Consider the following 17,457-nt stretch of genomic DNA (forward strand, 5'->3'; position numbering starts at 1 on the left):
TGAAACGACTGGGGGCAGAAACCATGCCGGGACCGACCGGCCAACACACCCTCATCCTGCAACAGGAACGGGCTACGAAAAAGGTAACGGGGGCGTTACGGCTCTGGCTGCTGCGGCCCCATCGGCGTAGGCTCTGAGCACCATGACTGAACAGCAGCCTTTCGAGTTGGTCCGGCGCTATCCGCACTTTGAACTCCGCCGGTATCCGGACTATGTCGTGGCCGAAGTGACGGTGGCTGCGGATTTCGACCGCGCCGGCAATGCCGCCTTCCGTTATCTCTTCAACTACATCAGCGGCAGCAACACGGCGCGCCAGAAGATCGCCATGACTGCGCCGGTGATTCAGGAGCAGGGGCCGCAGAAGCTGGCCATGACCACCCCGGTGCTGCAAAGTGGGCCGACGCCCGACAGCGGGAAGCCAGGCGGGTATTCGGTGGCTTTCGTCCTGCCTGCCGGGAATACGGCTGAAGATGCTCCGGTGCCCAACGATCCGAAGGTCAAGGTGCGGGCCGTACCAGGTTCCCTTGCCGCGGTCATGGGGTTTTCCGGTGGCGGCTCTGCGTTAGCCTTCCAGCGGCACAACACCGGGCTGCAGGCGGCTTTGAAACTTGCCGGGCTCACCCCGGTGGGAGCTCCCCGGTATGCCCGCTTCGACCCACCCTTCAAGCCGTGGTTCCTGCGCCACAACGAAGTCGTCCAGGACGTCGTCGGGTCCGATTCTGGCGACGCTGGGCCACGCGCCTGAGCGCACCGCAGGCAATCCCTGCCCACCTTTACAGGCTTTCCGGAAACTTCCGCTCGCGTTAGGCGTCTTCTTTCGTGACGTCCGGGCTGCTGGTCCGATACTTTCCCTCTGCTGCCGAAAAGCCGCGTTATGGCGTTTTCCTCGATTGCCAGGCGAGCGAGCAAAGTCAGGCGCAGCCTAGCCTGTTAGCGTGCTCATCCCTTGTGGCAGCTTGAATAGAAGCCTCCTCCCACTTTGCCCACCCCTGTTGTTATTGCTGAAAGTTTACGATAGTTTCTCTTTGTGATGCAGGTCGCACTGGTGGGGAGCCCGCGGCCAACATGCCAACCAAAGGACGATGATGACCAGCGAGCAACGCACCCATACTCCCGAACACCGGCTTAAGCGCCTGCATGAGCGGCTTGGTGGTATCGCGTACGGGGGTGACTACAACCCGGAACAGTGGCCGCGCGCAGTGTGGGACGAGGACGTGCGCCTCATGAAGGAAGCGGGCGTCAACCTGGTCACCCTTGCCGTCTTCTCCTGGAGCCGGCTGGAAACGGCAGACGGCGTCTATGACTTCGGGTGGCTGGACGAGATCATGGACCTGCTGCACGCGAACGGCATCGGTGTGGACCTTGCCACCCCGGATGCCGTCCCGCCGGCGTGGCTGATTGCCCGGCACCCGGACATCCTTCCCGTCCTGGCGGACGGCAGCACCTTCGGCTTCGGCTCCCGCCAGCACTTCGACGTTTCCCACCCCGCCTACCGGGCAAAGTCCCTTGCGATGGCGGAGAAGATGGGGGAGCGGTATGCCGCCCATCCCGCCCTGTGCATGTGGCACGTCAATAACGAGTACGGCCCCGTCTCCTACGGGCCGCACGCGGACCGCGCCTTCCGGGAATGGTTGCAGGCGAAGTACGGCAACCTGGACGAACTGAACCGGGCCTGGAGCACGGATGTGTGGGGCCAGGTCTACTCCGACTGGGCACAGGTTAACGCACCGGCCCAGCCCCGCACCTGGTCCAACCCGTCCCGGCGCCTGGATTACCACCGGTTCACCTCGGACAGCATGCTGGCGCACTACAAGGCCGAGCGCGACATCCTGCGCCGGCACACGTCGGACCTGCCCGTCGTCACCAACTTCATGCGCTTCTACAAGAACAACGACTACTGGGCCTGGGCCGCCGAGGAAGACGCCGCGGCGCTGGACATTTACCCGGACCCGCGTGAAGAAGACGCCCACGTTGCCGCCGCCCTCAACTTCGATCTGATGCGCTCACTGCGGAAGGGCCAGCCCTGGCTGGTGATGGAACAAGCCACCGCAGCCGTCAGCCAATGGTCCGTCAACGTCTCCAAGCTCCCCGGCAAGATGCGCCTGGGCTCCTACCAGGCAATCGCGCAGGGAGCCGATTCCATCCTCTTCTTCCAGTGGCGCCAGGCCAAGGGCGGCACCGAACGCTTCCACTCCGGCATGGTCAACCACGCCGGCCCGGACACCCGCGTTTTCCGGGAGGTCTGCGAACTGGGCCGCGAACTGAAGAACCTGGCAGGAATCACCGGCGCCCGTTCCACTGCCAAAGTGGCACTCGTCTTCGACTGGGACTGCTGGTGGGCCCTGGAACTGGGCAACTCGCCCCGCTCGGACCTGAACTACGCGCAGGAAGTCCTCCGCCTGTACCGGCCCTTCTTCGACGCCAACATCACCGTGGACTTCGTGGACACCACCAGCGACCTCCACCATTACAGCCTGGTGGTCCTGCCCGCGAGCTATCTCCTCACCGACGATGCCGCACGGAACATCGAGGAGTACGTGGCCGGGGGCGGCCGCCTGGTGGCCAGCTACCTCTCCGGCATCGTGGACCAGGACAACACCATCCGGCTGGGCGGCTACCCGGGCGCCCTCCGCAACGTCCTGGGCGCGTGGAGCGAGGAGCTGCACCCGCTCGCCGCGGATGCCGAGACAGTAAAGCTTTCAACGGCCGACGGCGGCACGGCCTCAGCTGGGTACTGGACTGAGCACCTGCACACCACCTCGGCGGACGTGCTGGCCAGCTACGCCTCGGGCAGGCTGGCCGGCTCGCCGGCCGTGACCCGCAACAGCTTCGGCCGCGGCACCGCCGTTTACCTCTCGGCCAGGGTGGACAACACCTTCCTGGAGGAACTGCTCGACGCCGAACGGACTGCTGCCGGGATCCGCCCGGAACTGGACGCCCCGCTGGGAGTGCAGGCCCGGCGTCGTACGGGCGACGGACGCAGCTACCTGCTGGTCCTCAACCACAACGACGCACCCGCCCGGGTGGACGTCGGGGCAGGCGGCACGGACGTGCTCACCCGGACCCGCATCACCGGGGCCGTGGAACTTGCCGCCAACGGGGTCCTGGTCCTGGAAGAGGCAGCTGAAGAACACGTACGCACACACGCAGAAACCGGCCGGTAGGAGGCAGTTATGGCCATGCGATTGGAAGTACCTCCCGAGGCGGTCACCGCAGACCAACCCGGCAGCAAGGAAAAACCCCGGAACAAGCCCGGCGGCTGGAAGCTGGCCATCAAGCGCGACTGGCGGCTCTATACGCTGGTGCTGCTGCCGTTGGCCTACTTCGCCATCTTCCGGTACCTGCCCATGGCCGGCAACGTCATCGCGTTCCGGCAGTTCCAGCCCGGCGGCAGCATCTTCGGCGAGAAGTGGGTGGGGCTGAAGTACGTCACCCTGTTCATCAACGACCCCAGCTTCTGGCAGGCATTCCAGAACACCATCATCCTGGGCGTGCTGACGCTGCTGTTCTGCTTCCCCATGCCCATCATCTTTGCGCTGATGCTCAACGAGCTGCGCTCGCAGAAGTTCAAGAAGTTTGTCCAGACCGTGGCGTACCTGCCGCACTTCATGTCCGTGGTGATCATCGCCGGCATGATCCTGCAGAACTTCTCCATGACCGGCACGGTGAACCAGATCGCCAACACGGTGTTTGGCACCACAGTGAACTTCACGCAGGACGCGGCCTGGTTCCGGCCCATGTACATCAGCTCCGAGGTGTGGCAGACCATGGGCTGGGGCGCCATCCTTTACCTGGCCGCACTGACCCGGGTGGACGAGTCTCTGTATGAGGCTGCCCGGATCGACGGCGCCAACCGGTGGCAGCAGACCTGGCACGTGACCCTCCCGGCCATCCGGCCCACCATCATCACGCTGCTGATCCTGAACATCGGCACGTTCATGGCCGTGGGCTTCGAGAAGATCCTGCTGATCTACAACCCGCTCAACTACCAGACCTCGGATGTCATCTCCACCTACCTGTACCGGGTTGGCCTGGAATCCTCCAACTTCAGCTATGCGGCCGCGATCGGCATGTTCGAATCCGTCATCGGCCTCACGCTGATCCTCTCCGCGAACGCCATCTCCAAACGGCTCGCCGGAACGAGCCTGTGGTGAAAGGGGCCACCGTGAAAGGGACCGCAGTGAAAGAGCCGGCAGCGAAAAACGGCCAGGTGAAAGAGGGCCCGGTGAAACCGGCACGGAAGGACACCGGAGTCCTGGTCAAGGACATGAAGGTGTCCCGCAGCATGCGGGTGTTCCGGGTGGTGAACCTGGCCTTCCTGCTGGTGGTGGTGTTCCTGACGGTGTACCCGTTCCTGAACATCCTGGCCCAGAGCTTCTCCAGCGAAGGGTTCATCAACGCCGGCCAGGTCAACCTGTTCCCGCTGGGGTTCAACACCGAGACCTACCAGTTGATCCTGGCGGACCCGGTGTTCTGGCGGAATTACGGCAACACCGTCCTGTACACCGTGGTGGCCACGGCCATCTCCATGGTGCTGACCACCAGTTTCGCCTACGCGATTGCCAAGAAGGAGCTCAAGGGCCGCAGCGTGTTCATCGGCATCGCCGTATTCACCATGTTCTTCAACGGCGGCCTGATCCCCAACTACGTGCTCATCACCTCGCTGGGCATGCGGGACACCCTGTGGGCTGTGGTGCTGCCCAACGCCATCAGCGTCTTCAACCTGCTGATCATGAAGTCGTTCTTCGAGAACATGCCGCGGGAACTGGAGGAGGCGGCCGCCATCGACGGCCTCACCCAGTACGGCGTCCTGTTCAAGGTGGTGCTGCCGCTGAGCAAGGCCATCGTGGCCACCATGGTGCTGTTCTACGCCGTGGCCAACTGGAACTCCTGGTTCCAGGCGTTCCTCTACCTGGACAACCCGGACCTGTTTCCGGTGACCATCTACCTCCGCAACATGATTGCCGGCGTCACCACCGCGGGCTCCGCCGGCGGCACGGCCGAGAACGTGGGCCAGATTGCGGCCAACATCCAGTCGGTGACCATCGTGCTCACCGTCATTCCCATCCTGTGCGTCTACCCGTTCGTCCAGAAGTACTTCTTTTCGGGCGTCATGCTCGGCTCCGTCAAGGAATAACCCGTTATGAAAGGAAAACCCATGATCCGCAGACGAGACTTCCTCGGCCTGTCAGCACTCGCAGCCTTCGGCCTGGTGATGGCCGGGTGCGACTCAGATTCCGGCAGCAAGGTGGACACCTCAAAGGCCCGCAACGGTGCGATGGACAGCTTCGGCGTGGGCGACACGTTCAAGGCGACGGCGCCGCTGAGCTTCACGTTCCTCTTCAGTGACCAGCCCACCTACCCGTACAAGAAGGACTGGCTGCTGTTCACCAAGATGGCCAGCGACAACAACGTCACGCTGCAGCCCACCATCGTCCCCAGCAGCGACTACGAGCAGAAGCGCAGCCTCCTGATCAGCTCCGGCAAGGCGCCCGAGATTATCGCCAAGACCTACCCCGGCCAGGAGAGCGCCTATGTGTCCTCCGGCGCGGTCCTTCCGGTCAGCGACTACGTGGACCTCATGCCCCACTACCGGGACAAGGTCAAGAAGTGGAAGCTGGAGCCGGAGATCGCCGGCCTCACCCAGGCGGACGGCAAGTACTATGTCCTCCCTGGCCTGCATGAGGAGTTGTGGCCCGACTACACCCTGGCGTTCCGCACGGACGTGCTGGAGAAGGACGGCATCGCCGAGCCCAAGACCTGGGACGAGTTCCGCGAGGTGCTGCGCAAGCTTAAGAAGAACCACCCGGACGTGGTGCCTTTCTCCGACCGCTTCAACGGCAACAGCGTGCTCAACATTGCCGGCACCGCCTACGGCACGGTTGCCGGGTGGGGCCTGGTGGACGGGCTGACCTTCGACGACACCAAGAAGGAATTCACCTTCGGCTCGGCCTCCAGCCAGTTCAAGGACCTGGTGACCTACTTCAACTCCCTGGTCTCCGAGGGCCTGATGGACCCGGAAAGCTTCACCCAGAGCGACGACGCGGCCATCCAGAAGTTCACCTCCGGGAAGTCGTTCGTGATCAGCGCCAACTCGCAGAACATCATTACCTACCGCACGTCCATGGAGCAGTCGCTGGGCAAGGGCAACTTCGCGGTCCGCAAGATCACCGTCCCGGGCGGCCCCGCGGGCGACGTCATCGGCGGTTCCCGGCTGGAAAACGGCATCATGCTCAACTCGTCCGTCAAGGACAAGGACAGCTTTGTTGCGCTGATGCAGTACATCGACTGGCTGTTCTACAGCGACGCCGGCCAGGAGTTCTCCAAGTGGGGCGTGCAGGGCACCACGTACAACAAGGAGGGCGGCAAGCGGGTCCTGGCCAAGGACATCAACTTCCAGGGCCTGAACCCGGGCGGCACCAAGGACCTGCGTGTGGATTACGGCTTCTCCGGCGGCAACTTCTCCTACGGCGGCACCACAGACCTGTTGCAGTCCACCTTCAACGACGAGGAACTGGCGTTCCAAAAGGCCATGAAGAGCAAGACGCCCAAGCCGGTGGCGCCGCCGGTGCCGTTCAGCGACGCCGACCGGGAGCAGGCCACGCTGACGCTTACCCCGCTCAAGGACCACGTCAAGCAGAACACGCTCAAGTTCATTACCGGGCAACGGCCCCTCTCCGAGTTCGATGCCTACGTCAAGGAGCTGGACAGCAAGGGCATGGGCAAGTATGTAGATTTGGCCAACAAGGCGTACAAGGCCTACGCGGACAAGAAGTAGGGCGGACGACGGCGGCACCTGGCCTGCCGCGGTGACCGGAAGGCAGATGGTGGTTCAGAAGAAGGCGGAGTACGGTGCCGGCCCCCTGTTCAGGGCGGCCGGCACCGTGGCGGGCGTGATGACGGGCTCTGCCCTGCTGGTGCTTGCCAATGTGCTGCCGGTGGCGGCACTGCTGGCGGCCCCGTTCACTGGGTTTTGGCTGGTCCTGCCGGCGCTCGTTCCGGCCGGTCCCGCCCTGGTGGCGTGCATGTACGCGTTCAACCGGATGCTTGGCGCGCATGAGGGCCAGGTGTACCGGGACTTCGTCCGCGGCTACCGGATGAATGTGGGCCAGGCCCTGCAGGTGTGGCTGCCGTACCTGCTGGTCCTGGCCGTCATTGCGGTCAACCTCGCGGGGCTGCCGTCGCTCGGGCCGGCCGCGCCGGCGCTCCGGCTGGCATTGCTGGTCCTCGCACTGCTCGTGGCCACCGCGGGCCTGCAGGCGCTGCTGTTGCTGTCCCGGTTCTCGTTCCGGGCCCGGGACCTTCACCGGCTCTCCCTGTACAGCTTCAGTGCCAGGAAGCGGGCCTCACTGGGCAACGCCGGCATCCTGTTCGTCACCGGCACCCTGCTGCTGATGACCACCACGTACTTGCTGCCGCTGCTCGCCGGGGCAGTGGTGTTCCTGGTGTGCCTGAACTCCCGCCCGCTGCTGGTACTGGTTGAGGAGAAATTCACGGCAGCCTAGCCGGGCACGGACAAGAAGCCCGAAGGCCGCGCCGGAAATTCCGGCGCGGCCTTCGGGCTCCCGGTTGGCTAGCTCAGCGTCACTGTCACCGGTGTCAGCATCTCCCGGTCAAAGCCCACCACGCGGCGCCCGCCGTGCAGGATGAATTCGTGGGTGTGGATGTCCTGGCTGCTGGATGTCGAAACGTGCAGCTTCACCAGGCCCGGGGTCACCACCCGTTTCAGGTCCACTCCGGTGAAGGACGTCCGGTCCGCGTGCACCGTGAACTCCACCCGGGCCGATGCGCCGGCAGCAAGTTCCACCCGGGCGTAGCCGATCAGTTCCCGGACAGGGCGGACCACCTCGCCTACGGGGTCCTCGAGGTACAGCTGCACCACTTCCGCCCCGTCAACCGGGCCCGTATTGGCCACCGTGCATCCCACGGTGACGGCGCCCGACGTCGTTATGGTCGGCTCGCTGGCCGTATGGCAGGAATATTCAAAGGTCGTGTAGGACAGGCCATGGCCAAAAGCGAACAGCGGCGATGGGTCCAGCGCGCTGACGCCGGAGGGTCCGGCCAGGCGGCTGTGCAGGTAGGTGCCGGGTTGTCCGCCGGAGGTCCGCGGCACGGAGACGGGCAGCTTGCCGGAGGGGCTCACAGCCCCGGTCAGGACGTCCCACAGCGCCTCGGCGCCCTCCTCGCCCGGGAAGAACCCCTGGACGATTGCCCCGGCCCTGCCTGCGAAGTCGCCCAGGGCGTAGGGCCGGCCACTGAGGACCACGACGACGGTCCGCGTCCCGGCAGCGTTGGCCGCGGTGAGGACCTGTTCCAGCATGCGGTGCTGGTCGCCGGGGAGCCGCAGGTCGGCGGCATCGTTGCCTTCGCCGGAGGTACCGCGGCCAAAGAGGCCCGCGTTGTCACCCACCACGATCACGCAGGTATCCACGACTGACGCGATCCGGGCGGCCTCCAGGATCTGCTCCTCGCTGATGGCCTCGCACGTTCCCGTGGCCGCGGTCCGGATGTGGCCAAAGCGCCCGGCCGCAGCACCGGCCACGGTGGGAACCCGGATGCCCATGGGCACCTCGGGATGGGACGCGCCCACGTGGGCGTCAAAGGAATAGCAGCCAAGCATGGCGAACGGGTCCTGCGCCAGCGGCCCCACGACGCCCAGCGACGCCAAAGCCGCCGCAGGCAGCGGCAGGCTTGGCGCGTCGTCGTGCGTCCTGTTGGTCAGCAGCACCAGTGACTGTGCCGCGATCTCCCGGGCCAGTACCCGGTGGGCCGCCGGGTCAAGGTCGATGGCGCCGGCAGCCAGGGCCGGGGGAGCGGGGTCGAAGCCCGGCGAGAGCAGCCCGGCTTCCTGCTTCTGCCGGAGCACCCGCAGGAGTGCAGTGTCCACCAGGGATTCGGGGACCTCGCCGGAGCGCACGCGCTCAAGCAGGGGCGTGCCGTAGCAGTTCACCGTGGGCAGCTCCACGTCGACGCCCGCTGCCAACGCGAGAGCTGCAGCCTCCCCGGAATCGGCGGCGATACCGTGCGTGGCGTTGAGGAACGCGATGCCGAAGTAGTCCGCCACTACTGTCCCGGCGAAGCCCCACTCGTCGCGCAGCAGGGAGGTCAGCAGGGCGCGGTTGGCCGCGGCGGGGACGCCGTCGGTGTCCGTGTAGGCGTGCATCACGGAGCGGGCCCCGCCCTCCTTGATGGCCAGCTCGAACGGAGGCAGCATCACGTCCGCGAGCTCCCGGGGGCCCATGGAGACCGGCGCGTGGTTCCGCCCGGCGCGTGAGGCGGAGTAGCCCACGAAGTGCTTGAGGGTGGCCACGATTCCTGCCGCTTCCAGCCCTTGGACGTAGGAGCTTGCCACGGTGCCCACCAGGTAGGGGTCCTCGCCAATGGTTTCCTCCACCCGGCCCCAGCGGAGGTCGCGCACCACATCCAGCACCGGTGCCAGGCCCTGGTGGACACCAAGTTCCCGCATCTGGGCGCCTATCAGGCCAGCCATCCGGCGCACCAGTGCCGGGTTGAAGGTGGCGCCCCATGCCAGGGGTACGGGAAAGGCCGTTGCTTTCCAGGCGGCCAGCCCGGCAAGGCATTCCTCATGCACCTGCGCGGGGATACGAAACCGTGAAGCGGCCATGATCTGCTCCTGCGCGGCGGCCAGCCGGCGCGCCCCTTCGAGCGGCTCCAGCGGAACCGTCCCGTACATGCGGGTGATCTGGCCAAGGCCTGCCGAGATCACGTCGTCCCAGGAGCGGGCGTCGCCGGCCATCTCATTCTGCAATGGGGCCACCGAGTCGCCCTCAGTGGAAGCATTCACCCACACACCCACCAGCTGGGCCAGCTTTTCCTCCAGCGTCATGTGCCGCACCAGCTCGTCGATGGAAAGGCGTTCGACGGCGGCAGCGGGCTCATCGCCGGCCGGGGGCGGGGTGAAGGCTGGCTTTTCGGCGGCACCGCTGGTCACGGGCGTCTCCTAGGATCGGAAGAAGTTTCTAAGAAAGTATCAGAAACTTATGTTTAGTTTCTAGGTGCAAAAGCCTTGACTCTGGAATCCAAACCTTCCTACGGTTGGAGCAAGGCCCGGACTATGGCGTCGCGCATCAGCCGGAAACTTCGACTTGGATACAGAAAGTTTCTCGCGACGTCAGGGTAGCCCGGGGTCAACCGCAGCCCCTGGCATACAGAAGGCCGGATGGCGCTGCGGCAACAACTTCACGGCAATACCTTCACTGCAACGACGGAGAGAACATGCAGACGTACAAAGTGGCCATAGTGGGCACCGGCGGGATCGCTGCTGTGCACGCGGACAACCTGGCGCGGACGGGCGGCCGGGCCGAACTCGTGGCCGCCTGCGACGTGGACCAGGGCAGGCTGGATGACTTTGCCGGTAAACACGGCATCCCCGCCACATACCTCACCCTGGCCGAACTGCTGGCAGGAGCCAAGCCTGACATCGTCCACCTCTGCACCCCGCCCATGTTCCACATCGACCAAGCCATCGAATGCCTGGAGGCTGGTGTCCATGTTCTCTCCGAGAAGCCCCCGGCCCTCAGCCTGGCGGACTTCGACCGGCTGGAAACGGCGCAGGCCACGGGCGGCGCCCAGTTCTCCTGCGTATTCCAGCACCGGTTCGGGGACGCATCCGCCGCGGCCAGGCACCTGATCGGAGGATCGGAATTCGGTCGGCCCCTGGTGGCCCGGTGCGACACCCTCTGGTACCGTCCGGACAGCTACTGGGATCTGCCGTGGCGTGGCACCTGGAACGCCGAGGGCGGTGGACCGACCATGGGCCACGGCATCCACCAGTTCGATCTGCTCCTGCACCTGATGGGTCCCTGGGAGGAGGTGACCGCGGTTGCCGGACGGCAGGCGCGCGCCACATCCACTGAGGACCTGTCCGCCGCCCTGGTCCGGTTCCGCAGCGGCGCGGTGGCCACCATGATCAACTCGCTGCTGTCGCCACGGGAAACCTCGGACATCCGGATTGACTGCGAGTACGCCACCGTGGAACTGAGCCACCTTTACGGCTACAGCATGGACAACTGGACCGTTACCGGGGCGCCCGGCCACGAGGACGAGGTCACCGCAGCATGGACATCCCGGCCCCTGGAACAGGGCAGCGGCCACTCCGCGCAGTTCCTGGCCATGTATGACGCTCTCGACGCCGGCCGTCCCCTTCCAGCCGGCGCAGACTCAGCGAGACAGACGCTGGAGCTCGCTGCCGCCATTTACGCCTCCGCCTTTACCGGGCAGCCGGTACGCCGCGGACAGATCGTTCCCGGCCATCCCTTTTACGGCGGCATGGACGGCGACGGCCTGGGCACCCGCGTCCTGGACGCCACGGCCCTGAACCGGACCGCCGTCGATACCGCCGTTTGATTTCCACTTCCAAAGGACCCTTCGTGACCACATCTTCAGCCACCGCTCCGTCTCCCGTCTCCACCGCCAGGCTCAGCTTTGAGGATGACGGCACCGCCCTCACCTTCACCGCGGACGGACGCCCCATCGCCACCTATACCTACAAGCCGACCGACGACCAGTACGAAAGCCCGCGCCCGTTCTTCCATCCGCTCACCACCCTGGGCGGCGATGAGGTCACCATTTCCCGTCCCTGGGACCACGTCTGGCACAAGGGGCTGTCCTGGGCGCTCCCCAACGTAGGGCCGCACAACTTCTGGGGCGGGGCCACCTATACGCGGGCCACGGAATACGCCAACCTGGACAACAACGGCGCCATGACCCACGAATCCTTCACGGGAATCGACCAGTCCGGCACGGGCATCACTGCCTCTGAGTCACTCACCTGGACGTCCCAGGAAGGAGGGCCGGTCATTGCGGAGAGCCGCCGGTTCAGCATCCAGCTCCTGGAGGACGAGAGCGCCGGCGGTACCGCCGGCGCCTACGCCATACTTTTCGAATCAAGGATGAGCAACGTCTCCGGCACGGACCTCCGGATCGGCAGTCCCACCACCGAAGGGAGGGAGAATGCCGGCTACGGCGGCCTCTTCTGGCGCGGTCCCCGGTCCTTCACCGGTGGAGAGTTCCGCAGCCAGGACGCCACCGGGACCGATGAGTTCATGGGCACCCGGTCGCCGTGGATCGCCTTCACCGGCAAGCATGACGGCACCTGCCGGTCCTCAACGATCGCGTTCGTGGAGGACAGTTCCAACCCCGGGGCGCCCAACCAATGGTTTGCAAGGTCCTCCATGTTCGCCTGCCTGGGCTCGGCACCATTTTTCAGTGCGGAAGTGCCGCTGCGGGAGGGCTCGCCGCTCACCTACCGCTATGCGGTGGTGATTGCCGACGGCGGAGTGGACGCCCCGCGTGCCGCGGCCCTGGCCGGTGCCGCAGAGGCGGCGCTCCGCAGCTGGCGGTGAGCGTGGTTTCTTCGTTCCCGGGTGCCACCGGCCTTTCCGAGATCAGCGTCTACGACTGGCCCGGGGCCGACGGAGCAGCCGGAGGGTCACCGCACCTGCACACGGCGTCTACCGAAGCGTATGTGGTGCTTGAGGGATCCGGCCGGCTGGAAACCCTGGACTCACGCGGATTCACATCCAGTCCGCTGGAACCGGGAGCGGTGCTGTGGTTTACGCCCGGCACCGTGCACCGCGCCATCAACGACTCGGGCGACCTGAAGATCCTGGTGGTGATGCAGAACGCCGGACTTCCCGAACATGGCGACGCTGTGATGACTTTCCCGCCGGAGCATCTCGGGGACATTGACCGCTACCGACGCGCAGCCGCCCTGGAGCACAAGGATGCCGACGCCGGACTGGCGGCCGGAGAGGAAGCCGCCCGCCGCCGTCGTGATCTGGCTTTGGAAGGGTACTTCGCGCTGAAAGAGGCTGTGCGGGTCTCCGGGCCGTCAGCACTTGCGGGGTTCCACGCGGCGGCGGCCCGGCTGGTGTCCCGCAGCACCGCAGCGTGGGCCGACATGGTGGCAGCGGGAGCCGCCCGGCAGGCCGAACTTACGCGGCAGCAGCTTGCTTCCCTCGACATGGCAGAAAGTTTCCATCTGGGGAACGCGCGAACTACGATGGGAAAACGGGAAAACCGCAGAATCTACGGCATGTGCGGCCGGATCCAGACGTGGGAACTTTCCGATAACTAGCACCGGGCGCGTCCCGGGTGAAAGGGCGGTTCCGGTGGTGAGCAAGCAGGACACCAGGCGAGCGACGATCAGCGAGATTGCCCGGGAGGCAGGAGTTTCCGTTCCCACGGTGTCCAAGGTGTTGAATGGGCACGCGCATGTGGCGGCGGAGACCCGGGCGCGGGTGGAGGAAATCATTGCCAGGCGCGACTACGCTCGGCGGCCCGCCAAGCGCAGGCAGAAGGCCGGACTGGTGGACCTGGTGTTCCCGGGCCTGGGTTCAGAGTGGGCGCTGGAAATCATCGAGGGCGTTGAACGGGTGGCGCAGGATGCCGGGTACGGGACTGTCGTCAGCAGCCTGAGCCTGGACGGCTCGCGCATCCGGCCCTGGCTGGCGAACCTCGCCGAGCGGAAATCCGACGGCCTGCTGATGGCTGTGTACCAGTTGGATGCCAAGCAGATCCAGCGTGTGAAGTCCCTGGGAATACCGGTAGTGCTGATAGATCCCGTGGGACAACCCGGGCCGGACCTGACCACCGTGGGGGCGGCCAACTGGGAAGGCGGGTACTCGGCAACAGAGCACCTGCTGCAGTTGGGGCATAGGCGGATCGCCATGATCGGAGGCCGCGAGGACCTGCAGTGCAGCAGCGCCCGCGAGGACGGTTACATTTCGGCGCTGCGCCGCGCAGGCATTGCCCTGGATCCGGCTTTGATGGTTCCGGGCGACTTCTCCATTGAGGCGGGCGAAGCTGCCACCCGGAAACTGCTGGAACTTCCGGACCCACCCACGGCGATCTTCACCGGCAACGACGGCCAGGCCCTCGGTGCCTACCGGGCTGCGCGCGCTGCCGGCCGTCGCATTCCGGAAGACTTGTCCATCATCGGTTTTGATGACATTCCGGCGGCCGAATGGATCGAGCCCGGCCTGACCACCATCCGCCAGCCCGTAGTGCAGATGGCCGAGACTGCAATGAGGGCGCTGCTCCGCCATCTCGATGGGGACGAGGAACTGCCCCAGCGCATCGAGCTTGGCACGGAGCTGGTGGTGCGGGGCTCCACGGCCCCGCCGCCCGCGAAGTAGCACCCCATCCCTGACGGTTCATCCTTGGGTTTTGTGGGCGTCCCGGATGTCCTGCCGGGTCTGTCCCTGCATCACCCAGCGGTTGCCGTCGGGATCGCTGAAGTAGGCGAAGAGCACGCCGCCCAGATCCTGGATCTCGCTGATGTCAGCGCCGCGACGGACCAGCTCGCCCCGCACCGCCGTGATGTCCGGAACTACCAGCTGCAGTCCCTCCAGGCTGCCCGGCGCCATGGTGGTCATGCCGGTGCCGATGACCACGGACGCGGCCGAGCCCGGGGGAGTCAACTGGACCACGCGCATGCCTGGGATGTGTTCCACATCGTGGTCCACGACGAAGCCCAGTTTCTCGGTGTAGAACGCTTTGGACCTGTCCACGTCGGAGACCGGAACCTGTACAACTTCAAGGCGCATCTGCATGCGGGCCACTCTAGCTTCGCGCCGACCTGGGGGAACGGCACCAGCGGCGTTCATCGGGCCGTGGCTTGAATTGTTAAGGGTTGGGACCAGATTGCGACGGGCTTTCCTCAAGGTCCCATCAAGACTGGCTGAAGGTTAGCTGAGGATGCCTTAAGGAACGGTTTCCGGCGTCTGATGGGGCATACGCTCGTCCACGACGAGTTTTGCCGGGCTTAGCAGCAGGCCCGGCAAATGCGGGGGCGCCGTCATCCGGGCCCCGTCCAAATGGGGAAAAATGTCCGATTATCAAACCCCTTTCGGGTTTACTTCTTCTGCCCCGGCACCGAAGCCGCCGCGGAACCCGCGGGTTTCAACTTTTGTTGTTGCCGGCATCACCGCTCTGTTCATGTTTCTCGGAGCATTAAGTGGCGGCCTTGGCGGTGCCCTGATGTTCCTGGGAATTTCGATCGCGCTTACGGGCCTGTACGTCATCCTGACGGGACGGCGCTCCTGGGCCTGGCTGCCCGCGAAACGCAAAGCGGGCGCGTTCGCGATCGCCGCATCGTTGGCGCTCTTCACCGCCGGTGCGGTCGCGCTGCCGCGTGTTGCCGGCGCGGACCTTGAAGCCGCGTCCTCGGAGAGCACTGCCAAGGTCCGGCCCGCGGGTGCGAGCCTGACCGCAACAGCCAAGGCATCGCCGTCGTCCGCGCCAACTTCCTCGGCTCAGGAATCCGGGGAACCGCTGGACCCGGAGAAACCGTATGCCCTGGCCGCCGGCGTCACCGCGGCTGCGCCGAATCAGCAACCTGCCTACGCCACGAACGCCATCGACCTGCTGGCCACCCTTGCCATCAAGGGCCGTGCGCCGAAGACGGGGTATGACCGGGCCCGGTTCGGCCAGGCATGGGCGGACGTGGACCGGAACGGTTGCGATACCCGCAATGACATCCTCAAGCGGGACCTCACCGATATCGCGTACACGAACAGTGTGGCGTGCAAGGTGAAGTCGGGTACCCTGACGGATCCTTACACCGGCACCACCATCAGCTTTGTCCGCGGCTCGGCCACGAGCAGTGCCGTGCAGATCGACCATGTGGTGGCGCTGAGTGACGCCTGGCAAAAGGGTGCGCAGCAGCTCACGCCGGAACAGCGCATGGCGTTCGCCAATGATCCCCTGAATCTGCAGGCCACCGACGGGCCCACCAACATCAAGAAGGGCGACGGCGACGCGGCCACCTGGCTGCCGCCAAACAAGGGCTTCCGGTGCGAGTACGTTGCGCGGCAGATTTCGGTGAAGGCGACGTACAGGCTGTGGGTCACCCAGGCCGAGCACGACGCGATGGCCCGGGTCCTTGGCGACTGTTCCGGTCAGCTGGCTCCGACAAACCAGCAGGCTCCGGTTGTTGCCGAACCGGCACCCGCAGCTAACGCTCCTGCTCCGGCTCCGGTTGCGCCGTCGCCCGTTGCTCCCGCACGTGCTGGTGTCTACTACGCCAACTGCACGGCCGCGAGGGCAGCCGGAGCTGCCCCGCTCTACGCCGGCCAACCGGGCTACCGATCAGCGCTGGACCGCGACTCGGACGGCATCGCCTGCGAGTAGGCGGCTTCCGCCCGGCATCGCCCGGGCCCCAATGTTCACCACCATCACATGCATTCCTAGGGGGAATTATGAAAGAACAGTTCAGTACTGCCGCCGGCAGGTTGAAGAAGACGCTGGCCCTGGCAGTTCTGGCCGGGCTCATGTTGACCGGTTGCGGCGGCAAGCAGGCTGCGACGCAGCCAACGGCAACTGCAACGGCAACCTCTGTTTCGGCAACGACAGACATGGTCACGGTTCCGGGTGTTTTGAACCTGACGCTGGATAAGGCAACGGACCAGCTGGAGAAGCTCGGGTTCAAGGTTGAAGCCGCGGACACGGCGCACGGCAAATCAATCGATATAAAGAAGAACTGGCAGGTCATGTCCCAGGACCCTGCCTCCGGTGCACAGGCGCCGAAGGGGTCCCCCGTGCGCCTGGGCGTCAAGAGCCTCGATGACCTGGCTGCGGAGAAAGCTGCTGCCGACAAGGCGGCAGCTGACAAGGCTGCATCCGAGAAGGCCGCTGCTGCAAAGGCCGCAGCAGACAAGGCGGCAGCGGATAAAGCCGCCGCTGATCAGGCAGCCGCTGCAAAGGCTGCCACGGACCAGGCGGCTGCCGACCAGGCAGCCGCTGCCCAGCAGGCTGCTCAAGCTCCGGCACCCGCCCCTGTCTCCGTTCCTGCTGCGCCCGCGGCTGCTTACTACGCCAACTGCACGGCCGCCAAGGCTGCTGGCGCTGCGCCGCTGTACAGGGGGCAGCCGGGTTACCGCTCCGCGCTGGACCGGGACGGTGACGGAGTGGCCTGTGAGCGTTAGTCCAGTCCGATAGAACTGGGACGAGCCGCGGATGCTTCCAATTTGGGGGTATCCGCGGCTCGCTCGTCTTCGGCCCGCTTCTCGGCAGGGAGGGCACATCTGGAGGAGGAAGGTAGTCGGGCCCATGTGCTGCACCACACATCTGAAAATTTTGGCGGTGGAAGCCCCGTAGGAAGCTCCACGGCCTTGTACGCCGCTGGATTTCGCGGATCTAGCACCTTGGACAGCCGATTTGCGGTTGGGTGTGGGTGCGGGTATTGTTTTCTGAGTCGCCGCCGCTGATGCGGAAAGATAGCGGCCAAACCCCCTTCTTGAACGGCCTGGAAAATGGTTCGCTTTTGTGGCGTGCTGTTGTGGGTGGGGGCTGGTTCTTCACGGTGTGACTGCGGAAAACGTGGTTTGCAAAGCCGGGTGGGATCGGGTAAGTTTGAAAAGTTGCTCCGGAGCGATCCTGAACGTTGGTTTGGGTGGTGCCGGGTGTGTCTGTTGTTTGAGAACTCAATAGTGT

The 17,457-nt window shown here is 65.3% G+C and carries 15 protein-coding genes; 12 read left to right on the top strand and 3 right to left on the bottom strand.

What is annotated here, in order from left to right:
- Positions 1 to 142: 142 nt before the first annotated feature.
- From J2X98_RS21760 to J2X98_RS21785, 6 genes are all read left to right on the top strand, one after another.
- Positions 143 to 745: an SOUL family heme-binding protein gene (locus J2X98_RS21760; protein WP_307312508.1), complete on the top strand. Its 603-nt coding sequence runs from the start codon at positions 143 to 145 to the stop codon at positions 743 to 745.
- A gap of 340 nt (positions 746 to 1,085) precedes the next feature.
- Positions 1,086 to 3,164: a beta-galactosidase gene (locus tag J2X98_RS21765; RefSeq protein WP_307312511.1), complete on the top strand. Its 2,079-nt coding sequence runs from the start codon at positions 1,086 to 1,088 to the stop codon at positions 3,162 to 3,164.
- A gap of 9 nt (positions 3,165 to 3,173) precedes the next feature.
- Positions 3,174 to 4,154 (top strand): ABC transporter permease, encoded by a 981-nt coding sequence (locus tag J2X98_RS21770; RefSeq protein WP_141943253.1) that lies wholly within the window; start codon positions 3,174 to 3,176, stop codon positions 4,152 to 4,154.
- Between the two features lie 113 nt (positions 4,155 to 4,267).
- Positions 4,268 to 5,137, top strand: coding sequence for a carbohydrate ABC transporter permease (locus J2X98_RS21775; protein ID WP_307312548.1), 870 nt, complete (start codon positions 4,268 to 4,270; stop codon positions 5,135 to 5,137).
- Between the two features lie 6 nt (positions 5,138 to 5,143).
- A complete protein-coding gene (locus J2X98_RS21780; protein WP_307312515.1) occupies positions 5,144 to 6,778 on the top strand; it encodes an ABC transporter substrate-binding protein in 1,635 nt (544 codons plus the stop codon).
- A 31-nt stretch (positions 6,779 to 6,809) separates the two neighbouring features.
- On the top strand, positions 6,810 to 7,505 hold the full coding sequence (locus J2X98_RS21785; protein ID WP_307312519.1) for a DUF624 domain-containing protein: 696 nt from the start codon (positions 6,810 to 6,812) through the stop codon (positions 7,503 to 7,505).
- Between the two features lie 68 nt (positions 7,506 to 7,573).
- Here J2X98_RS21785 and J2X98_RS21790 read toward each other — a convergent pair whose 3' ends face one another.
- Entirely contained in the window at positions 7,574 to 9,952 is a 2,379-nt protein-coding gene (locus J2X98_RS21790) for a glycoside hydrolase family 3 N-terminal domain-containing protein (protein ID WP_307312522.1), read from the bottom strand.
- Positions 9,953 to 10,236: 284 nt separating this feature from the next.
- Between J2X98_RS21790 and J2X98_RS21795 the strand changes: the two genes are divergently transcribed.
- The 4 genes from J2X98_RS21795 to J2X98_RS21810 are packed head-to-tail and all read left to right on the top strand — an operon-like array spanning position 10,237 to position 14,159.
- Entirely contained in the window at positions 10,237 to 11,367 is a 1,131-nt protein-coding gene (locus tag J2X98_RS21795; protein WP_307312525.1) for a Gfo/Idh/MocA family protein, read from the top strand.
- Positions 11,368 to 11,390: 23 nt separating this feature from the next.
- Positions 11,391 to 12,365, top strand: coding sequence for a DUF6807 domain-containing protein (locus J2X98_RS21800; protein WP_307312528.1), 975 nt, complete (start codon positions 11,391 to 11,393; stop codon positions 12,363 to 12,365).
- Positions 12,366 to 12,367: 2 nt separating this feature from the next.
- Positions 12,368 to 13,099 (top strand): cupin domain-containing protein, encoded by a 732-nt coding sequence (locus J2X98_RS21805; RefSeq protein ID WP_141943245.1) that lies wholly within the window; start codon positions 12,368 to 12,370, stop codon positions 13,097 to 13,099.
- A gap of 34 nt (positions 13,100 to 13,133) precedes the next feature.
- Positions 13,134 to 14,159, top strand: a complete 1,026-nt coding sequence (locus J2X98_RS21810; RefSeq protein WP_307312533.1) for a LacI family DNA-binding transcriptional regulator — start codon at positions 13,134 to 13,136, stop codon at positions 14,157 to 14,159.
- Positions 14,160 to 14,177: 18 nt separating this feature from the next.
- Here J2X98_RS21810 and J2X98_RS21815 read toward each other — a convergent pair whose 3' ends face one another.
- Positions 14,178 to 14,576 carry a VOC family protein gene (locus J2X98_RS21815; protein WP_307312537.1) on the bottom strand — a complete coding sequence of 133 codons (399 nt, stop codon included), beginning with the start codon at positions 14,574 to 14,576 and terminating at the stop codon, positions 14,178 to 14,180.
- A gap of 385 nt (positions 14,577 to 14,961) precedes the next feature.
- Between J2X98_RS21815 and J2X98_RS21820 the strand changes: the two genes are divergently transcribed.
- Both J2X98_RS21820 and J2X98_RS21825 read left to right on the top strand, forming a co-directional pair.
- Entirely contained in the window at positions 14,962 to 16,155 is a 1,194-nt protein-coding gene (locus tag J2X98_RS21820; protein WP_307312540.1) for a GmrSD restriction endonuclease domain-containing protein, read from the top strand.
- Between the two features lie 68 nt (positions 16,156 to 16,223).
- Entirely contained in the window at positions 16,224 to 16,949 is a 726-nt protein-coding gene (locus J2X98_RS21825) for an excalibur calcium-binding domain-containing protein (protein WP_307312543.1), read from the top strand.
- Positions 16,950 to 17,160: 211 nt separating this feature from the next.
- Here the strand turns inward: J2X98_RS21825 and J2X98_RS21830 are convergent.
- Positions 17,161 to 17,457, bottom strand: a 297-nt coding sequence (locus J2X98_RS21830; RefSeq protein ID WP_307312546.1) for a hypothetical protein, incomplete at its 5' end; no start/stop codon positions are given.

Source organism: Pseudarthrobacter enclensis (assembly GCF_030811655.1).
Taxonomy (GTDB): Bacteria; Actinomycetota; Actinomycetes; order Actinomycetales; family Micrococcaceae; genus Arthrobacter; species Arthrobacter enclensis_A.